16 protein-coding genes are annotated in these 18489 nt (G+C 67.8%); 14 read left to right on the forward strand and 2 right to left on the reverse strand.

All coding sequences use genetic code 11. The features are described 5' to 3' along the window. The first annotated feature begins 52 nt into the window (after positions 1–52). From ACLJPD_RS13710 to ACLJPD_RS13775, 14 genes are all read left to right on the forward strand, one after another. Entirely contained in the window at positions 53–382 is a 330-nt protein-coding gene (locus tag ACLJPD_RS13710; protein ID WP_410872459.1) for a hypothetical protein, read from the forward strand. Between the two features lie 11 nt (positions 383–393). Beyond that, the gene (locus tag ACLJPD_RS13715; protein ID WP_410872460.1) at positions 394–981 is read left to right on the forward strand and encodes a hypothetical protein; all 588 of its coding nucleotides are present in this window, start codon (positions 394–396) and stop codon (positions 979–981) included. Between the two features lie 767 nt (positions 982–1748). Further along, positions 1749–2798: a polyprenyl synthetase family protein gene (locus ACLJPD_RS13720; RefSeq protein ID WP_410872461.1), complete on the forward strand. Its 1050-nt coding sequence runs from the start codon at positions 1749–1751 to the stop codon at positions 2796–2798. Then, entirely contained in the window at positions 2795–4057 is a 1263-nt protein-coding gene (locus ACLJPD_RS13725) for a hypothetical protein (protein WP_410872462.1), read from the forward strand. Before ACLJPD_RS13720 ends, ACLJPD_RS13725 begins: the two co-directional genes overlap by 4 nt. Positions 4058–4107: 50 nt before the next feature. After that, entirely contained in the window at positions 4108–5103 is a 996-nt protein-coding gene (locus tag ACLJPD_RS13730; protein ID WP_410872463.1) for a fatty acid desaturase, read from the forward strand. Further along, the gene (locus ACLJPD_RS13735; protein WP_410872464.1) at positions 5094–5891 is read left to right on the forward strand and encodes a methyltransferase family protein; all 798 of its coding nucleotides are present in this window, start codon (positions 5094–5096) and stop codon (positions 5889–5891) included. Before ACLJPD_RS13730 ends, ACLJPD_RS13735 begins: the two co-directional genes overlap by 10 nt. 36 nt (positions 5892–5927) lie before the next feature. Beyond that, the gene (gene mvk / locus ACLJPD_RS13740; protein ID WP_410872465.1) at positions 5928–6974 is read left to right on the forward strand and encodes a mevalonate kinase; all 1047 of its coding nucleotides are present in this window, start codon (positions 5928–5930) and stop codon (positions 6972–6974) included. Further along, positions 6971–8125 carry a diphosphomevalonate decarboxylase gene (gene mvaD, locus ACLJPD_RS13745; protein WP_410872466.1) on the forward strand — a complete coding sequence of 385 codons (1155 nt, stop codon included), beginning with the start codon at positions 6971–6973 and terminating at the stop codon, positions 8123–8125. The genes mvk and mvaD overlap by 4 nt, the downstream gene beginning before the upstream one ends. Continuing rightward, positions 8122–9204: a phosphomevalonate kinase gene (locus tag ACLJPD_RS13750; RefSeq protein ID WP_410872467.1), complete on the forward strand. Its 1083-nt coding sequence runs from the start codon at positions 8122–8124 to the stop codon at positions 9202–9204. The genes mvaD and ACLJPD_RS13750 overlap by 4 nt, the downstream gene beginning before the upstream one ends. Continuing rightward, positions 9201–10295, forward strand: coding sequence for a type 2 isopentenyl-diphosphate Delta-isomerase (fni, locus tag ACLJPD_RS13755; RefSeq protein WP_410872468.1), 1095 nt, complete (start codon positions 9201–9203; stop codon positions 10293–10295). The genes ACLJPD_RS13750 and fni overlap by 4 nt, the downstream gene beginning before the upstream one ends. Beyond that, positions 10292–11350 (forward strand): hydroxymethylglutaryl-CoA reductase, encoded by a 1059-nt coding sequence (locus tag ACLJPD_RS13760; protein WP_410872469.1) that lies wholly within the window; start codon positions 10292–10294, stop codon positions 11348–11350. The genes fni and ACLJPD_RS13760 overlap by 4 nt, the downstream gene beginning before the upstream one ends. Then, positions 11347–12519: a hydroxymethylglutaryl-CoA synthase gene (locus tag ACLJPD_RS13765; protein WP_410872470.1), complete on the forward strand. Its 1173-nt coding sequence runs from the start codon at positions 11347–11349 to the stop codon at positions 12517–12519. Before ACLJPD_RS13760 ends, ACLJPD_RS13765 begins: the two co-directional genes overlap by 4 nt. Before the next feature lie 9 nt (positions 12520–12528). Next, entirely contained in the window at positions 12529–14010 is a 1482-nt protein-coding gene (locus ACLJPD_RS13770) for a flavin-containing monooxygenase (protein WP_410872471.1), read from the forward strand. Next, positions 14007–15479: a flavin-containing monooxygenase gene (locus ACLJPD_RS13775; RefSeq protein ID WP_410872472.1), complete on the forward strand. Its 1473-nt coding sequence runs from the start codon at positions 14007–14009 to the stop codon at positions 15477–15479. The genes ACLJPD_RS13770 and ACLJPD_RS13775 overlap by 4 nt, the downstream gene beginning before the upstream one ends. On the opposite strand, the gene ACLJPD_RS13780 is transcribed toward ACLJPD_RS13775, so the two are convergent. Next, positions 15471–17822, reverse strand: coding sequence for a SpoIIE family protein phosphatase (locus tag ACLJPD_RS13780; protein WP_410872473.1), 2352 nt, complete (start codon positions 17820–17822; stop codon positions 15471–15473). The two genes, ACLJPD_RS13775 and ACLJPD_RS13780, sit on opposite strands and share 9 nt — an antisense overlap. 64 nt (positions 17823–17886) lie before the next feature. Beyond that, entirely contained in the window at positions 17887–18480 is a 594-nt protein-coding gene (locus ACLJPD_RS13785) for a SpoIIE family protein phosphatase (protein WP_410872474.1), read from the reverse strand. Positions 18481–18489 lie beyond the last annotated feature (9 nt).

Genomic DNA, 18489 nt, shown 5'->3' on the forward strand with positions numbered 1-18489 from the left:
TTGGGACTCGATAGTTTCGCTGGGTTCCATTCAGGTAACGGAGAGGGCGGAAATGGCTACAGTCACGCAGCCGTCGGGGCCGCGCACCATGATCTCTCGACGGGATTTCTCCGCAGCGAAAACAGCGATGGCGCCGTCGAGTCTGGTGACTCTCGGGTTGATCTTGCTGATTCCGGTCCTCATTACCGCCGGGCCGATCCTGGCCTCGGCGCTGATCGCTCGATATCAGGGTGTCGGCTGGTCCGGCGGGGTGATCTTCGGGGCGATCGGGTTCGTTGTCGGCATGTCGGTACTGGCCTCGGCGTGGGCGTTCCGCTTGGCCTGGCGGCGCGGATCCGCCGCGGCCGCGCAGCACCCGTTCGGTTCTTCTCGCGCGCGGTAGGAGGTCGAAAAATGCAGACGCACCGACAGCCGGCGAAGCCGCTCATCGACCCACCACCGCTCGGCGCTGCCGACGAATGCCGCCGCCTGCGGATCGTCGCCCGGATCGAAGCGCCCGACCTGTGGGATGCGACCGCCGCGCGCCTGCTCGACTGCGCGCGCCGGCGCTGGCAGGGCAGGTCCGATATCGCCGACCACCCGGCCCTGCGTCGCTGGTCGCAGATCCAGGATTCCCAGCAACGACCCCAACAGCCTTGTCTGCGCACACTTTTCGCCGCCTTCTCCTCGGGATCACTGGTCTGCGGTGATCCCTGCGCCGACCTGGCCGCCGCGATCATGTTGCTGTCGAGCTGCCCCGCCGAAGCGGTTCGGCAGGCCGACCCACGCAACGACCAACTCACGGTGCGCTTCTCGGTGTACGCCTACCGTGAGGACGATCTGCCACTGGCGGAGGACTTGATCACCACCGCCGTTCGGGCCTGCGGGACTCTGCTGGCTCGGCGCTCCACGATCATGCACCCCCCGGCCCGCACCACGGCTCCGCTCGTCGAGCATCCGACGCCGGCCCTGCTGGTCCTCGGCAGTACCGCTGCCCGCTGACCGGTCGCCGCCCTTTTCACTTTGCGCGAACTCTTCGAGCAGTCAGGAGGGCTGCCCGGCGGTGCGCAGGCCCTGCTGTCCGCGGTGGAGACGGATGATCGTTACTGACCGTAGCGAAATCAGCAGTGCAACAGCATGTTTCGATGTGACGCTGAGCGTATCGCCGCAGCGTGCAGCCTGCTTCGGCTCGCGGTAACGCGCTACGGATTGTATGGTTCAGACGGGGGTGTTGCCCGTCACCGGAGCTGTTGACGATGTGACAGTTCTTGTCACTTTGCTCCAAATGCCTTGTTTACCAACAACATCGACGTTTTCGAATTCGACCAGACAACGTCTGATCTGCCCGTGCATCGCCGGATGGGCTCGAGCCGCAGCACTTGGGCAACTGGCGAACCGCCATGCAATCCCATGGATTCATCCTTGGCGCCGACCGCGACGAAGCGAAAGACGCTGTAGCACAGGCAATTACGTCGTGCACTCGTAGCCGTACACGACTGTGGTCGTTGCGCGCAGCACCTGCCTAATTCGTAATCGGTTGTGGCAAAACATAACTCAGCGTTTCAAACTTGGAAGATGTTGGAATGCTTGACATCTCGAGGTTCCTACAGAAAACTACCCGTCGGTAGCCAGCGAACGGAATGCTCGACCCGTCGGCTGCGAGAGGTCCCTCCCTGCGACTGCCCCACCGGAATCTTCAGTACCCCCGTGTCCGCCAGTCGCCGGTGATCTTCTCGCCCGTCGTGACCACATCGAAGGAGCTCAGCGCTATGGATGATCTCGCGCTACCCGCAGTGCAGCACTCGGGTGACCAGCATGCGGGCGACCACGTGGTGGTCCTGCCCAGACCGGCCGGACCGGTCGAGCAACTGGCACTGGTCACCGCACGGCTGCGGGAACTGCTCATCACCGGCGAAGACTTCGACGCGATCTACACCCACATCCTGGCCGCCCCCGGCAAACGTGTCAGAGCACGGCTCGTCCTGGCCTGCGCCGGTCTGCTCCCCGACGCCGCCGACGCCGCGGCGCCGCTGCGCGACGCCGTCGACCTGGCCTGCGCGATGGAGATGCTGCACGAATCCTCGCTGGTCCACGACGACATCTGCGACGGCTCACTGTTGCGCCGCGACGCACCGTCGGTGCCGGCGGCGTTCGGTGTCCGTACCAGTGCCCGCGCCGGATTTCACCTGGCAGGCGCCTCGATGCAGGTCGTCGCCCGGGTGCTCACCGACAATCCCGAACTCTTCGCGCGGGCCGGCGCCGACCCCGGCATCACCTACGCGGATCGGCTGTCCGACCTGTCCTACGGCCAGCTCATCGAGACGCTACCGCCCTCGATCGACGAGGTCGCACTGCGCCGCCACTACGAACTCGTCGCCGCGGCCAAGACCGGCACGCTGTTCCGGCTGTCGTGTTCCTACGGCGGCACCGCGGGCGGGATCGATCTCGATCGGCTACGCGCGCTGATGGAGTACGCCGACCAACTCGCGCTCGCGTTCCAGATCATGGACGACGTCCGCGACATCGAGGGCGGACCGGGCCTGGGCAAGGACGCAGGCGGAGATCTCGAACGCCGGGTGCCGACCTGGCCGGTCATCGAATGGCTCGGCACCCGGCCCGGGGCCCGCGAAATGTGGCTGGACGCGGAGATTTCCAGCACGACCCTGCAAGAAGACCTGGTCGACAGCGGCGCCACCAAAGCCGCTCGCCTGGTCGCGATGGACGCCACCGAGAAGGCCACCCGAGCACTGGATGTCTTCCCACCTTCCCTCGCGCGCGACGACCTGCGCGAACTCCTCCAGCAGGTGATATCCCGATGAGCACAGCCCGACTTCCCCTCCTGATCCGCGGCCTGCGAAACCTGCGTCGCGCACCCGATCTGGCCGCGTTGCGGGCCGCGCGATCGCCGCAGGAACTGGCCGCACTGGCCCTGATCCCCGCGGGCCGCAACCTGGGCATCGCCGTTGGCCTGCTGCCCGTGCCCCTGCGCGCCGAAGCCACCGCCGCGCTGCTCGCGTGTCGTGTGCTCGACGCTTTCGAAGACCTCAGCGACCGGGCGGTAGCCAGCGGCGCGGTGCTCGCGGCAGCCGACTATCTCAACAGCACGAGCGAGACCGCACCGCCGTCGCTGCCCGCGCTCGCGGGCCGGATCCGCGACAGCGAAGCCGTCGACCGGGTGCTCGCCGAGCGCATCGATGACATCAGGGCATTGCTCACGGCGTTGCCCACGCAGGGTCGCGAGCGGGTGGGCCACGTGCTCACCGACGTCGGCCGGGTCATGGCCCGCAATATCGACGCACCGCTGACCCGCGTCGCCTACAGCGAGGGCGTGCTCGGCCGGATCACCCACTACGCGTGTGCCCTGGTCGCCGAAGATGTGTTGCCCGAAGCCGACCTGCGCGAACTGACCGGCTGTGTCGCCGTGATCGCCCAGTCGGCCAACGACCTGCGCGACAACGAACTCGCGATCTACGGCGCCGCCGACCGTGCGGAACTCACGCGCATGGTGATGCTGCGTCAGCTCACCCCCGCTCTCGGCGGTTTCGCGCTGTTGGCCAAGCTCGGTCCCGGCACGCCGAGCGTGGGCGCGCGGGCGGCGATGGCGTACATGACGATCACGACCTCGGCGTTCCTGTGCGGTGCCGTCGACGCGTCACCGCCGTTCCGGCGCCCGGTCGCCGCGGCCACGCTGGCCGCCGTCTCGCCGGTGTACTGGACCAGGATGCTCGAGCGGGTGCGGCGCAGTGGCGACGCCGCGATCCATCAGATGCTCGATGCCTCACCGGATTTCACCACCGGTTCGGCCTCGGCCTCGCGGGTGCTCGGCGCGGGCGACCTCGCCTCGACGGAAACCTCGTTGATGCCGCTGATCGTCGACACCACCTTCGCGCTGGTGCACACGCTGCCCGAAGCCCGCTTGACCGGCGAACTCGCCGACTCGGCGATCCGCACCATGATGATCGCCGATCACCTGGCTTTCGGTGCCATGGAGCGGGTGCCGACCCACGAACCCGACGCGATCCGGGCGCTGGCCACCCGGTTGCAACTCGCAGCCCTCGACAACAGCAGTCATCAGTAGTCGAGGAACACCTCCTCGATGATCGTCACTACTAGCGAAGGAGCTCTCCCATGAGCACCGGAACGCCCGTCGCGCCTACCGAGAAACCGCCGTTCAGTCGGCGCGTGTTCAAGCTCGAGCACGCAGCCAACGTCGGCCCCCTGCTGCACATCGCGTTGTGGATCGGCATGACAGCGGCCGCGCTGTTCGTGCCGGGCACCTCGACCTGGTACCTCGCGGTGCCGCTGATCATCGTGCTCGCGCTGCTGAACCTCTCGCTCACCATCGGCGTGATGCACATGCACACCCATCGGCCGCTGTTCGTGTCGAAGTTCCCCAATCGCGTGGTCGACATCCTGTGCTGCCTGCCCGGCAACCTGACCGCGGCCGAGATGCGCGAGGTGCACGTCCTCAACCATCACCGGTTCAACGACGGCCCCGGCGACGTCACCGCGACGACCGGGCTGGACAAGGGCATCGGCGCCCTCTGGTACTGGGTCCGCTACGGCATGATCGTCAAGATCCATACGGTGCGGACGATTTTCGCCGCGAACCCGGCGCCTCGCCGTCGCAAGACGCGCCACCAGTTCCTCTTCGACCTGGCCGTGTACGTGCTCGTGATCGGGTCTGTCTGGTACGTCGCCGGTTTCGAGAAGTTCGTGCTCTTCTACTGGGTGCCGTTCCTCCTCACCCAGGTCAACGCCGGCTACTTCGCCTGGCTGAGCCACGCCCCGGCGCGCGGATTCACCGATGAGCCGAGCACCTCGATGAACAACGCGGGCAACATCCTCAACTTCTTGATCTTCAACCAGGGCTACCACAGCGTGCACCACCGCTACCCCGGCATCCACTGGAGCCAGATCCCCGACAAGCTCGACTACATGCGTGACGTGAACCCCGGCGTCATCGTGCCGTATTGGATGGTGGCACAGTCGGGTTGGCGTCTGGTCGTGCCGGGCGGCTTCCTCAACGAGGGCTACGGCACCAAGTGGAAGGCGCGCCTGGAGACGCGTCTGGAAGCGGGCACCGTCCGTTCGCGCTACCTGCCGTGGTTCGCATGGATCTGATGTCGCCGCAACAGGTTCGGGGCGTGGTGAAAACACCCTCGCGGCTCGTTCCGTTCCTGTTCTCCTTCGCCGTCTACGGTGTCGCCGGCATCACGGTGCCGTTGATGCTGCTGTTCGCCGGCGGTTGGTGGTTGCCGAAGACGGTCGACAAGGGACCGCACCTGTCCGCGGTCCCCGCGATCGCGATCGACCTCGTGCTGCTCGCGCTGTTCGCGCTGCAGCACTCGGGCATGGCCCGGCCCTCGTTCAAGGTGTTCATCACCCGCTGGGTGCCCGAGGCGCTCGAGCGGACCGTCTACATCATCGGCGTCTGCCTGGTGATGTGGGTGATCATGCTGGCGTGGCAGCCGGTGCCGCAGGTGCTGTGGTCGGCCGACGGTGCGCTCGGGGTGATGCTCGACACCGGGTTCTGGATCGGTTTCGTGCTGGTCTACGCGGCTACCCTGCTGCTGAACCACTTCCACCTGCTCGGCATCAGTCAGGCCTACCGCCAGTACGTGATCCAGGTGCCGGATGCGACGGTCGACCGCCTGCAGGTGAACGGCGTCTACAAGCTGGTTCGGCATCCGCTGATGACCGGCCTGCTCGTGTCGTTCTGGTTCGCCAGCGAGTTCACCGTCGGGCACCTGGTGTGGGCGCTCGGGCTGACCGGGTACATTCTGCTCGGCACCTACCTGGAGGAGCGTGATCTCATCGCCCGTTTCGGTGCGTCCTATCGCGGGTACGCCGCCCAGGTGCCCGCGTTCTTCCCGTCCGTGCGTGCCGTTTTCGGCCGATCGTCTCGGTAACCGGCACGGTCGGGTCGAGTCTGGAGAGGAATCGTCGTGAACAGTCCCGTTCGAGAACGCACTGAACACCACTCCACCGCGACCGGCCCGGTCCGTGGTGTGGGCAGAGCCCACGCCAAGGCGATCCTGCTGGGTGAGCACACCGTGGTGCACGGGACGCCCGCCATCGCGTTTCCGCTGCCGACCCTGTCGGTGCGGGCGGTCGCGCGGCCCGGCACGCCGGGTACGGTCTTCGAGGTTCCCGAAGGTCATTTCGGGTTCGTGGCGGGCGATCCGAACGCCGTGGCGAACGCGTTGTCCGGGCCGCGTGTCGCGGTCGAGGAGGCGTTGCGGCGCTGGGGGCTGATCGGGCACGTCGCCGACGTGGTGGTGGAATGCGATATTCCGCTCGCTCGTGGGCTCGGATCGAGTGCGGCCTGCGCAGGCGCGGCGGTGCGCGCGGTCGCTGATCTGCACGGCCGGACCGTCGACGCCGCCACGCTCTACGAACTCGTGCAGTGCGGTGAACAGGTCGCGCACGGCAGGGCCAGCGGCATCGATGCGAGCGCGGTGCTTGCCGACGGCCCGATCCGATTCCACGAAGGAACGGCCACCGCACTCGATATCGGTCTCGATGCCGCCCTGGTGATCGCCGATACCGGGGTGCCAGGCTCGACGCAGCACGCGGTCGCCGGGGTGCGCCGCACCCTCGACCGAGATCCGCGGGCCGCGCGGCGGGTACTGGTCAGGGCGGGTGAGCTGATCAGCGCTGCGGTGGTGGATCTTTCGGCCGGTCATGCCGAATCTCTCGGTCGGTCGTTGCTCGACTTCCAGGATCTGCTGTCCGAACTCGGGGTCAGCACACCCCACATCGACGCACTCGTCGCCGCGGCGCTCGACGCGGGCGCGTACGGCGCGAAACTCACCGGCGCGGGCCTCGGCGGCTGCGTCCTCGCGCTCACCGAGACCGGGGACGCGCGCACGGTCAGCGCCGCCTTGCGTCGCGCCGGTGCGGTACAGACCTGGACGGTCCCCACCCGCAGCCTGGGTTCCGGCGCGCAGTCCCTATCCGCCTCGACCTCGGAACACGGTGCCGATCAATGACTTTCACTTCCTCATCACCCGCGGGCACGGTCGGTGCCGCTCCGACAAGCGGGGAGCCTACCGCGTCGAGCGGGTCGGTCGCGGTCGGTCGTTCCGGTGAGGCCGTCTCGGTCGCGTATCCGAACATCGCGCTGGTGAAGTACTGGGGCAAGCGAGACGAAGAACTGTTCCTGCCCGTCACGGGCAGCCTCTCGATGACCCTCGACATCTTTGCGACGACCACGACGGTGCGAGTGATCGAGGGACCGGCCGACATCGTCGAGTTCAACGGCGTCGCGGCGAACGGTGCCGCGCTGGCCCGGATCGCAACGTTTTTGGATCTGGTGCGCGCCAAGGCCGGTCGTGGCGAGCGGGCGATGGTGGTGACGTCCAATGCCGGGCCGACCGGCGCTGGTCTGGCCTCCTCGGCGAGCGGGTTCGCGGCCCTGGCCACCGCCGCCGCGGCCGCCTACGAGCTCGATCTGGACCCTCGTGCCCTGTCGCGCCTGGCCCGGCGTGGCTCCGGTTCGGCCTCGCGCTCCATCTTCGGCGGTTTCGTGGTGTGGCATGCGGGGGAGGGCGACGGTGTTGCGGGAGACGAGAGTTCGTACGCGGAGCCGATCGGCGGCGACGAACTGGACCCCGCCTTGGTGGTCGCCGTGGTGAACCAGGGTGCGAAGGCGGTGTCGAGCCGCGTCGCCATGCGCCAGACCGTCGCCACGTCACCGTTCTATCGTCCGTGGGCGGAATCGTCGGTGCGTGATCTGGCCGAGATGCGCGACGCCGTTGCCCGGCAGAACCTTCCCGCGATCGGGGAGATCGCCGAGCGCAACGCCCTCGGCATGCACGCCACCATGCTCACCGCCCGCCCCGGAATCCGCTACCTGTCACCGCATTCCCTCGCCATCCTCGACGCGGTACTCGCCCTGCGCGCCGAGGGGGTCATGGCGTACGCCACGATCGACGCCGGGCCGAACGTCAAAGTCCTGTGCTCGCGCACCGACGCACCGCACGTCAACGCCACCCTGGATGGCCTCGGAGATTTCGTCACCACACGGACCGCGCACATCGGCCCCGGCGCATCTCTGACGACATCGGGCGTCTCGTCGGTGATCTCGGGCGTGACGCCGACTACCCTCGGTGCGACTCTCGCGGCGGGTGAGGATCGATGATCAGTTGTCGCGCGCCGGGCAAGCTCTTCATTGCCGGTGAATACGCCGTGGTCGAACCGGGACACCTCGCGGTGCTCACGGCGGTCGACCGCTACGCGACCGCCACGGTCACGGCGTCGGATTCCGGCGAAGGTATCACCCTGTCCTCGGATCTGGACGGTGGCGTCACGTTGTCCTGCGTGCGTCACGGTGACGAATTGGTCCCTGCTTCCGATGGTGTTGTGCCAGCGGCGTTTTCGTACGTTTTCGCGGCGGTTTCGGTAGTTCACCGGCTGCTCGTGGAACGTGCGATCCCCGTATCCTCCTTCCGCCTGAGCGTCACCGCCGATCTCGGCGACGCCGACGGTCGCAAGTTCGGCCTGGGTTCCAGCGCGGCCGTCACAGTGGCGACCGTCGCCGCCCTCGGACAGCACTTCGCCCTCGGGCTCGATCGCATGGACCGTTACCGGCTGGCCATGCTCGCCACGATCGCGGTCAACCCCCGCGCGTCGGGCGGCGATGTCGCCGTGAGCACCTGGGGTGGCTGGCTCGCCTACCGGTCCCCGGACCGCGCGCAGGTGGCGGCCTCGCTCGCTCGCGACGGCGTCGAGGCCACCCTGCGCGCACCGTGGCCAGGCCTGTCGGTGCGTCCGTTGCCCACACCTTCCGAGCTCACTGTGCAGGTCGGCTGGACCGGAAACCCCGCCTCCACACCGGCGCTGGTCGCAGGCCTCGACGGTGATCGCACCACCTTCCTGACACACAGCGACAACTGCGTCGAACGACTCGTCGCCGCCATCGAGATCGACGACTCCCACGCCATGCGAGTCGAAATCGACAGTGCGCGAATGCTACTCGCCGACCTCGACGTGACCTCCGGACTCGGCATCATGACGCCTCGTCTGCACGCGCTGTGTGTGGCGGGCGCTGCGGTGGGGGCCGCTGCGAAACCCTCCGGCGCGGGCGGTGGTGACTGCGGTATCGCCCTCATCGAACGCACCCGCCCCGCCGCGATCGCCGAACTCACCGGCCGCTGGATCAGCGCCGGAATCCGCCCGCTTCCCCTGCGGACCCACCCAGCCGAAGGGGACCGACGATGATCGCCGATCGCAAGGACGACCACGTTCGCCACGCGGTGAACCACCAACGCCAGACCACCGGGGTCAGCGACTTCGACTCGGTCACCTTCGTCCACCACGCCCTCGCCGGCATCGACGCCGCGGATGTCTGCCTGGCCGTCGATGTCGCCGGAAAACAGTGGGACACACCGCTCTACGTCAACGCGATGACCGGTGGCAGCACCAAGACCGGCGAGATCAACCGCCAACTCGCCATCGCCGCCCGCGAGACCGGCATCCCCATCGCCTCCGGTTCGATGAGCGCCTACTTCCGTGATCCGTCGGTGGCGGGCACCTATCGTGTTCTGCGGCAGGAGAATCCGCACGGATTCGTGATGGCCAATGTCAACGCGAACGCGACCGTCGACCAGGTGCGCAGTGCTGTGGACCTCCTCGAAGCCGACGCGTTGCAGATCCACCTCAACGCCGTGCAGGAAGTGGTCATGCCCGAGGGCGACCGCTCGTTCGGGGCGTGGCCGCGCCGGATCGAGGAGATCGTCGCCGCTACCGCCGTGCCCGTGTTCGTCAAAGAAGTCGGGTTCGGCCTGAGCAGGCAGACCGTCACCTGGTTGCGGGACGCGGGCGTGGCCGTGGCCGACGTGGGCGGTCGCGGCGGCACCAATTTCGCTCGCATCGAGAACGATCGGCGCGCAGGCGGCGACTTCGCCTTCATCGAGAGCTGGGGCCAGTCCACCCCGAACTGCCTGCTCGACTGCGCCGACATCCCCGGTATCGACATCGCCGCCTCCGGTGGCATCCGCTCGCCACTGGATATCGCGCGCGCACTCGCGTTGGGCGCCAACGCCACCGGTGTCGCGGGGGCGTTCCTGGAAACCCTCGTCAGCCAGGACACCGCCGCCCTGGTCACGAAGATCGGGACCTGGCTCGACCAACTGCGCACCATCCTCACCGTGCTGGGCGCCCGCACGCCGGCGGACCTGGCCGGGGCCGACCTGCTCATCACCGGGGATGTCGCGACTTTTTGCCGGCTGCGCGGCATCGACACCGCAGCACTTGCCCACCGGAGCCCCTGGTGGCGCGAATCGGAGACATCGAGAAGGAGTCACCCATGAATGACGTGTCGTACGCGGCGGTGCCGCTGCAGTGGGTGGGACCTGTGCGCATCACCGGAAACGTCGTCGACGATGCCGTCGAGGTCCCCCTCGCCACCTACGAAACCCCGTTATGGCCCTCGGTCGGCCGCGGCGCGCGGATCAGCACCCTGGCCGAGAAGGGCATCGTCGCGACCCTGATCGACGAGCGGATGACCCGCTCGATCCTGCTGGAAGCCGACGACGCCTACACCGCGTACACCACGGTCCAGCAGTTGGAAGGTCGCATGGCCGAGCTCCAGGAGGTGGTCGCGGGCAGCAGTCGTTTCGCCCGGCTCATCGGCCTGCACCACCAGATCGCCGGGAACCTGCTGTTCCTGCGCTTCGAATTCAGCACCGGCGACGCGTCCGGCCACAACATGGCCACCCTCGCCAGTGACCATCTGATGGATCACATCCTGTCGACCATGCCCGGGGTCCGCTACGGCTCGATCTCGGGCAACTACTGCACCGACAAGAAGGCCACCGCCGTCAACGGCATTCTGGGTCGCGGCAAGAACGTGATCACCGAGCTGCTCATCCCACGCGAGGTGGTCGCCCAGCGGTTGCACACCACCGCGGCGCAGGTTGTGCAGCTCAATATCCGCAAGAACCTGATCGGCACCCTGCTCGCAGGCGGAATCCGTTCCGCCAACGCGCATTACGCCAACATGTTGCTGGCGTACTACCTGGCCACCGGCCAGGACGCCGCCAATATCGTCGAAGGATCCCAGGGCATCACCCACGCCGAGGATCGCGACGGCGACCTCTACTTCTCGTGCACCTTGCCCAACCTGATCGTCGGCACGGTCGGCAACGGTAAGCACGCGAGCTTCGTCGACGAGAACCTGGAACGCCTCGGCTGCCGCGAAGACCGGCAGCCCGGCGAGAACGCCCGGCGCCTCGCGGTGATCGGGGCGGCCACCGTGCTGTGCGGGGAGCTGTCGCTGATGGCGGCCCAGACCAACCGCGGTGAATTGATGCGTGCCCATAACCGATTCGAGCGATCCACCACGAGCAACGGAAGCACACGATGACAACTACGCCGGTCGGTATCCACGACCTTTCGTTCGCCACCACCCACTACGCCCTCGATCACGCCGTGCTCGCCGAGCGACTCGGCGTGGATCGCGACAAGTTCTACCTCGGCATCGGCCAGGAGAAGATGAGCGTCGCCGCCGCCGATGAGGACATCGTCACCATCGCCGCGGCCGCCGCCCAGCCGATCCTGCAGCGGCACGGCACCGACAACATCCGCACCGTGCTGCTGGCCACCGAGACCGGTGTCGACCAGTCCAAAGCCGCCGCGCTGTACCTGCATTCGCTGATCGGACTGCCCAACGCCGCCCGCGTCGTCGAGCTCAAGCAGGCTTGCTACGGCGGCACCGCCGGACTGCAGTTCGCGGCGGGCCTGATCGCGCGCGACCCGTCGCAGCGCGTGCTGGTGATCGCCGCCGACATCGCGAAGTACGAACTCGACACCCCGGGTGAGCCGACCCAGGGCGCCGCCGCCGTCGCGATGCTCGTCACCGCGGATCCGGCGATCCTGGCGTTGGACCCGATATCGGGCCTCTACAGCGCCGACATCATGGACTTCTGGCGCCCGAACTACCGCACCGAAGCCATCGTCGACGGCAAGACCTCGGTCAACGCCTACCAGAAGGCCGCTCAGGAAGCGTGGAGCGACTACCGCCGCCAGGGTGGGCGCGAACTCGGTGAGTTCGCCGCGTTCTGCTACCACCAGCCCTTCACCAAGATGGCCTACAAGGCGCACCGCCACCTGCTCGAAAGCCAGGGCCACACCGCCGACGCCGCCGCGATCGAAGCCGCGATCGGCGCGACGACCACCTACAACCGCACGGTCGGCAACAGCTACACCGCCTCGCTCTACCTGGGCCTCGCCTCGCTGCTCGACCATGCGGCCGACCTCACCGACAAGGCCGTCGCCATGATCAGCTACGGGTCGGGCAGTGTCGCCGAATTCTTCAGTGGCACCGTGCAGCCCGGCTACCGCGAGCACCTGCGCTCAGCAGCGAACCTGGCCGCCATCAGCACCCGGGAACCGCTCGGCTACGAGCGCTACCGGGAACTGCACGAAGCCGCCTCGCCCAGCGACGGCGCCTACCACGCCATGGCCGAGGAAACTCGCCGCCCCTTCCGGTTGGCCGCCGTCTCCGGCCACAAACGCATCTACGAATCCCGCTGAGGTCACCGCATGAGCAGTAACGACACCCGCCACGTACGGGTCATGATCGTGGGCAGCGGCCTGTCCGGCCTCGGTGCCGCCATCCGGCTGAGCCAGCGCGGCATGTCCGACTTCGTGGTCATCGAACGTGGCCCCGATGTCGGGGGCACCTGGCGCGACAACACCTATCCCGGTGCGGGCTGCGATGTGCCCTCGCACCTGTACTCGTATTCGTTCGCGCTCAATCCCGACTGGTCCCGCTCGTTCTCGCCGCAAGCGGAGATCGAGCAGTACATGCGGACCGTGTCCGAACGGTACGGCGTCCGCGACAAGCACCTCTTCGATTGTGCGATGACCGCGACCCGCTGGAACGCCGCCGACGGCCGGTGGGAGATCGAGACCAGCAAGGGCGCCTTCACCGCCGATTTCGTCGTCTCGGCGGCAGGCGTGCTCGCCGAGCCGAATCTCCCTGATATCAAAGGCATCTCGAGTTTCGAAGGCGAGCTCTTCCACTCCGCGCGCTGGAACCACGATGCCACGCTGACCGGCAAGAAGGTCGCCGTCATCGGCACCGGATCCTCGGCGGTGCAGATCGTGCCGTCGATCGCGCCCGACGTGGAGCACCTCGACGTCTACCAGCGCACCGCCACCTGGGTGATGCCACAGGTCTCGCGACCGTACCTGGGGCTGGAACGTTTCGCCTTCAAGCGAATCCCCGGTCTGCAGCGACTGATGCGCGCGCTGCTCTATCTGCAGCGTGAAATGTTCGTGGTCACCCAGGTGAAGTACCCACGGACCGGCATCGTGCTGGAAGCCGTCGGCCGGGCCAAGATGCGCCTCGAGATCCGGGACCCGGAGCTACGGCGAAAGATGGTGCCCGAGCACCGTATCGGCTGCAAGCGCATGCTCGTGTCGAACAAGTTCTACGGTGCGCTCGATCGCGACAATGTCGACGTCGTCACCGACGGCATCGCCGAGGTGCGCCCCGGTTCGATCGTGTCCGAGGACGGCACGGAACGGGAGGTGGATGCCATCGTGCTGGCCACCGGGTTCCATGTCGCCGATTCACCGACCTTCAACCTGTACACCGGGCGCGACGGCCGGACGTTGTCGGAGGCCGCCGACGTCGAGGGTTTCCAGATGTACAAGGGCACCACCGTCGCCAATTTCCCGAACATGTTCTTCATGCTCGGCGCCAACTCCGGGTTGAACTACACGTCGCTGATCTACATCATCGAATCCCAGATCAACTACCTCGTCGACGCGATCGAGACGATGGAGCAGCAGAACCTGCGCTCGTTCGAGGTGAAGGTGGACGCCCAGGTCGCGTACAACCAGAAGCTGCAGCCGAAGCTGGCCCGCGCCGTGTGGGCCGACGGCGGGTGCACCAGTTGGTTCCTCGACAAGCACGGCAACAACTCGGCGCTGTGGCCGGACTTCAGCTTCAGATACCGGCGGCTGGTCCGGAAATTCGATATCGAGGCCTACGAGACCACCCCGAATACGCCGTGACCGCGGCGCCCCACACCCGCGTCGCGATCATCGGCGCGGGTTTCGCCGGGCTGGGTGTGGCGATTCGGTTGCGCGGGCAGGGCATCGACGACTTCGTCGTCTTCGAGCGGGCAGGCGATCTCGGTGGTACCTGGCGCGACAACACCTACCCGGGAGCGGGCTGCGATGTGCCCTCGCAGCTGTATTCGTATTCGTTCGCCCGCAATCCGCACTGGACGCATTCCTTCTCGACACAGCCACAGATTCAGCAGTACGTGCACGACGTGGTCGACCGCCACGGCGTGCGCGAGGCGATCGTCTTCGACTGCGAGGTGACCGGCGCGCGCTGGAACGACGACATCGCGCGCTGGGAGATCCAGACCGGCCGAGGCGCCTACACCGCCGACATCCTGGTGTCGGCAGGCGGTCCGCTGAGCGCTCCACGCCTGCCGGACATCAAGGGCATCAACACCTTTCATGGCCCGGTCTTCCATTCTGCCCGCTGGGATCACGAATTCGACCGCGCGGGCAAGCGGGTCGCCGTCATCGGCACCGGCGCTTCCGCGATCCAGATCGTGCCGTCCATCGCGGGCGAGGTCGGCCGACTCGACCTCTACCAGCGCAGTGCGCCGTGGGTACTTCCGCGCATGGGCCGCAGGTACTCCCGGCTGGAGCGCCGCTACTACCGCCATGTTCCCGGTGCGCAGTGGTTGGCCCGCGCGGGCGTGTACTGGGCGCGCGAGTCCATGGTGCTGTGGCAGGCCAAGTACCCACCGCTGGCCGACTTCTTCTCGTTCTGTGCGCGAGTGAAGCTGTGGTGGGTGATCCGTGATCGCGAGCTGCGCCGCAAGGTGACGCCCGACCATCGCCTCGGGTGCAAACGCATGCTGATCTCGAACGTCTATTACCCGGCGTTGGCCCGCGACAATGTCGAGGTCGTTGTCGACGGCATCGCCGAGATCCGCGAACGGTCGATCGTCGCCGAGGACGGCACCGAGCGCGAGGTGGACGCCATCGTGTTGGCGACCGGCTTCCGGATCGATGATTCGCCCACCTTCGATCTGATCAGCGGGCGCGACGGGCGCACGCTGGCGGAGGTGTTCGGTGCCGGGGGTCTACGCGGATACAAGGGTACGACCGTCGCCGACTTCCCGAATCTGTTCCTGATGATCGGCCCGAACTCCGTCCTGAGCTACACCTCGGCGATCTTCACCATCGAAGCCCAGATCAACTACCTCATCGATGCGATCACCACCATGGACGCCCGTGGCCTGCGCACGGTCGAGGTCCGCGAGCACGCGCAGACCACCTACAACCGCGATCTGCAGAAGAAGTTCGACCGCACCGTCTGGACCGCGGGCGACTGCACCAGCTGGTTCGTCGACGAGAACGGCCACAACGCCACCCTGTGGCCGGACTTCAGCTTCCGGTTCCGTCGGATGCTGAAGACCTTCGACGTCGAGGCCTACGAGACCACCCGGTCAGAATGAGTTCTGCCGCGAGCTGACCGTCGGCGGCCGCGAGGACGCGCGCAGCGGGTTCGCGGTGGGGAATGTGATCGAGGGCAGGGTCACCCACATGCGAACCCGGGTGCCGTTCTCGTCGTGGTCGAAGGTGAGGTCCTCGGTGAGCACCCGCATCATCTCGACACCGCGACCGCGATAGCCGGGATCGGTCGGCGTGGGGATCCAGTCGCCGTTGTCGATGATGTCGAGGACCACCCGGTCGCCGTCGCAGCGGGCCGTGAGGTGCACGCGACCCGGTTCGGAGTCGCGATAGGCGTGTTCGACGCTGTTGCTGCAGGCCTCGTTGGCGGCCGCGACGAGGTCGGCGGCCAGGTCGTGCGGGACCGCGGCGGTGGCGAACCAGCGGTAGAGGCCGCGGCGCACACCTGCCAATTCCGCTGCGGCAGCGGGGAAGTCGAGACGCAACGGCTCAGGGGGCTGACGGTAGACGACCATGGCGACGTCGTCGTCGTAACCGGCGGGCGGGCACAGCCGTGACAGCACCGCGTCGGCGACATCGCGGGGGAGCGCGGCACCGGTTTCGCTCAGCACATCGGCGATCTTGACGAAGCCCTCGGCGATGTCGTACCCGCGCTGCTCGACGAGCCCATCGGTGAACAACACCAGGGTGGCGCCCGGCGGGAGCGCTGTGGTGGCCTCCGGCCTGCGCGGGGTATCGAAGGTGGCAAGGGGAACCGCGCGCCCACCCTCGAGGATCCGGCCGGGACCGCCGGGCGGTGCGAGGACCGGCGGCATGTGGCCCGCGTTCGAGTACCGCATCATTCCGCGCTCGGGATCGAGCACGGCCGCGCACACGGTGGTACACATGGCGCCCGGAATCCGCGAGGCCACGGCGTCGAGTTCGGCGAGCAACTGCGCAGGTCCGGCTCCACGCAGCAGCAAAGCCCTTGCCGCGGTACGCAATTGGCCCATCACCACGGCGGCGGACAGACCACGGCCGACACAGTCGCCGACAACCACGCCGATCGTGCCGTCGCGCAACGGCACCACGTCGTACCAGTCGCCACCGATCTCCAGCGGCGGCAAGGCGGGCTCGTAGTGCACCGAGAACCTGGGTGGCAGTTCGATCGGTCCGAGCATCGCCCGCTGCAGCGTGAGCGAGGTGGCGCGCGCCTGATCGAAGTTGCGGGCGCGCTGCAGTGCCACGCTGAGATGGCCGACGAGCAGGGAATACAGCGCCCAATCGGCGGCGCTGACCGCGCGCGGTGCGCCGAAGCGCACCCACAGTGCCGCGTCGCCGGTCTCGCCGAGCGGTGCCACTACCGCATCGACTCCACCTTCGTCACCGGTGATGGCCGAGAGCCCGCGGGCGGTCTGTCTGCGCGAGCGGTCGAGCAGCGCCTGCGTGTCGTCGTCGAGCACGACCGGGCCGTCCGCGCGCGGGCCGCTCTGCCGCATCGGCGCGGCGGTGAATTGTGGTGCGGTGCCGTCGGTGACGGGCTCTGCCGCCTTACTCGTCGGCGTCACCCCGCAGGAGTAGACGTCGGGTCGTCCGGTCCGGCTCGGCCAGATCGCGACCAGGGCGGTCTCGGCGCCCATGGTCCGGCGCAGTTCGTCGAGTCCGACCGCGAGGACCTCCACCATGCTGGTGGCCGCGCCGACGGCGGTCGCCAGGCGCGAGGCGGCCTGGTCGCGGGCCTGTGCGTCGTGTTCGGCGGTCACATCGCGCACGGTGCCGACGAAGATCCGTTCGTCGTTCTCTTGGCGCACCAGTGAGCTCGCGCTCACCGCCAGCCACCGTTCCCGGCCGTCGCGGTGCCGCACCGGCATCACGAATCGTGCTGCCTCCGTACCGATCTGGGGGTATCCGACACGATCGGCCAGTGCCCACGGATGCGGGAGCGGGAACGGCACCTCGTTGGCGCCGTACCCGGTGAGCACCCCGAACGCGGAGTTCACCTCGACGATGGTGCCGTGCTCGTCGGCGACGAAGAACCCGTCCTGCAGCGATTCCACCAGCGCGGTGCGAAAAGCATCGCGGCCTTCGAGATCCTCTGCGCGGGAACGCTGTTGCTCGTAGCGGCGGGTGCCGTCGAGGTAACCGCGGGTGGCGATGTCGAGGGCCGCCATGGTTTGGAGCAGGAATTCCAGTGCCACCTCGGCGCGGCGCGGATCGGCCTGCGTGTCGGCGTCCTCGGCGACGGAGCGGAAGTGATGCTCGGTCAGGTCGAGCAGGCTGATGTCCTCCACGAGGGCTCGCCGACCGAGGTCGTAGCCCTCGGAGAGCCCGGCCTGGCCTGGCGCGGCGACGTGGCGGCGCATTGCCGCCGAATAGTCGTCCAGAAATGCGACCAGGACAGCGCTCATCGGCAACCTCTCATCAGCCGGGTCCGCGGGATCTGCTCGCGCGCACCGGCGCGGTGTCGCGGCCTCATGGGCAGGGTCCACGGAAACGCGCCGCGAGTACCAGCGCGTCGTCGGTGTCCTTCGCATCGCGCGCGAGCAGGTCGCCCGCGATGGCGGTGGCGGGTTTGGCCAGATCGAGCGATTCCGGGCCGACCGCCACGATCCCGTCGGTGGCCATCAGCAACAGATCGCCGGGGCGGATCGGCAGGGTCTGCGGCTGCAGGTGCGAGGGCAGCCGATAGCCGACGATGCCGCCGGTGAGCAGCATCGTCGCCCGCAGTTCCGGACCGGCCGGACCGAGGGTGAGCAGGCGCGAATCGACATTGCCCACGCCCAGCCACTGCAGCGTCTCGCCCGGCTCGATCAACGCCAAAGATACTGCGGCACCGCGCGTTTCGACCATCGACCGATGACAGAGCACCATCAGCACGTCCAGCGGTTCCCCGCAGTTCTCGGTGAGGATGGTCATCGCGCGATCGGCCGCCTCGGCCGCGGGCGCACCGTGCCCGAGCCCGTCGAGCACCCCGAACAGCACGCCGGCGCCGGTGTCGAGCACGAGCGCGCGGTCACCGGAGACGTCCTGGCCGGGCAGTGCCCGACCGGCCGTCGACCACTCCATGCGCCCGAT

The sequence above is a fragment of the Nocardia sp. A7 genome (assembly GCF_046549215.1).
In the GTDB taxonomy this organism is placed as follows: domain Bacteria; phylum Actinomycetota; class Actinomycetes; order Mycobacteriales; family Mycobacteriaceae; genus Nocardia.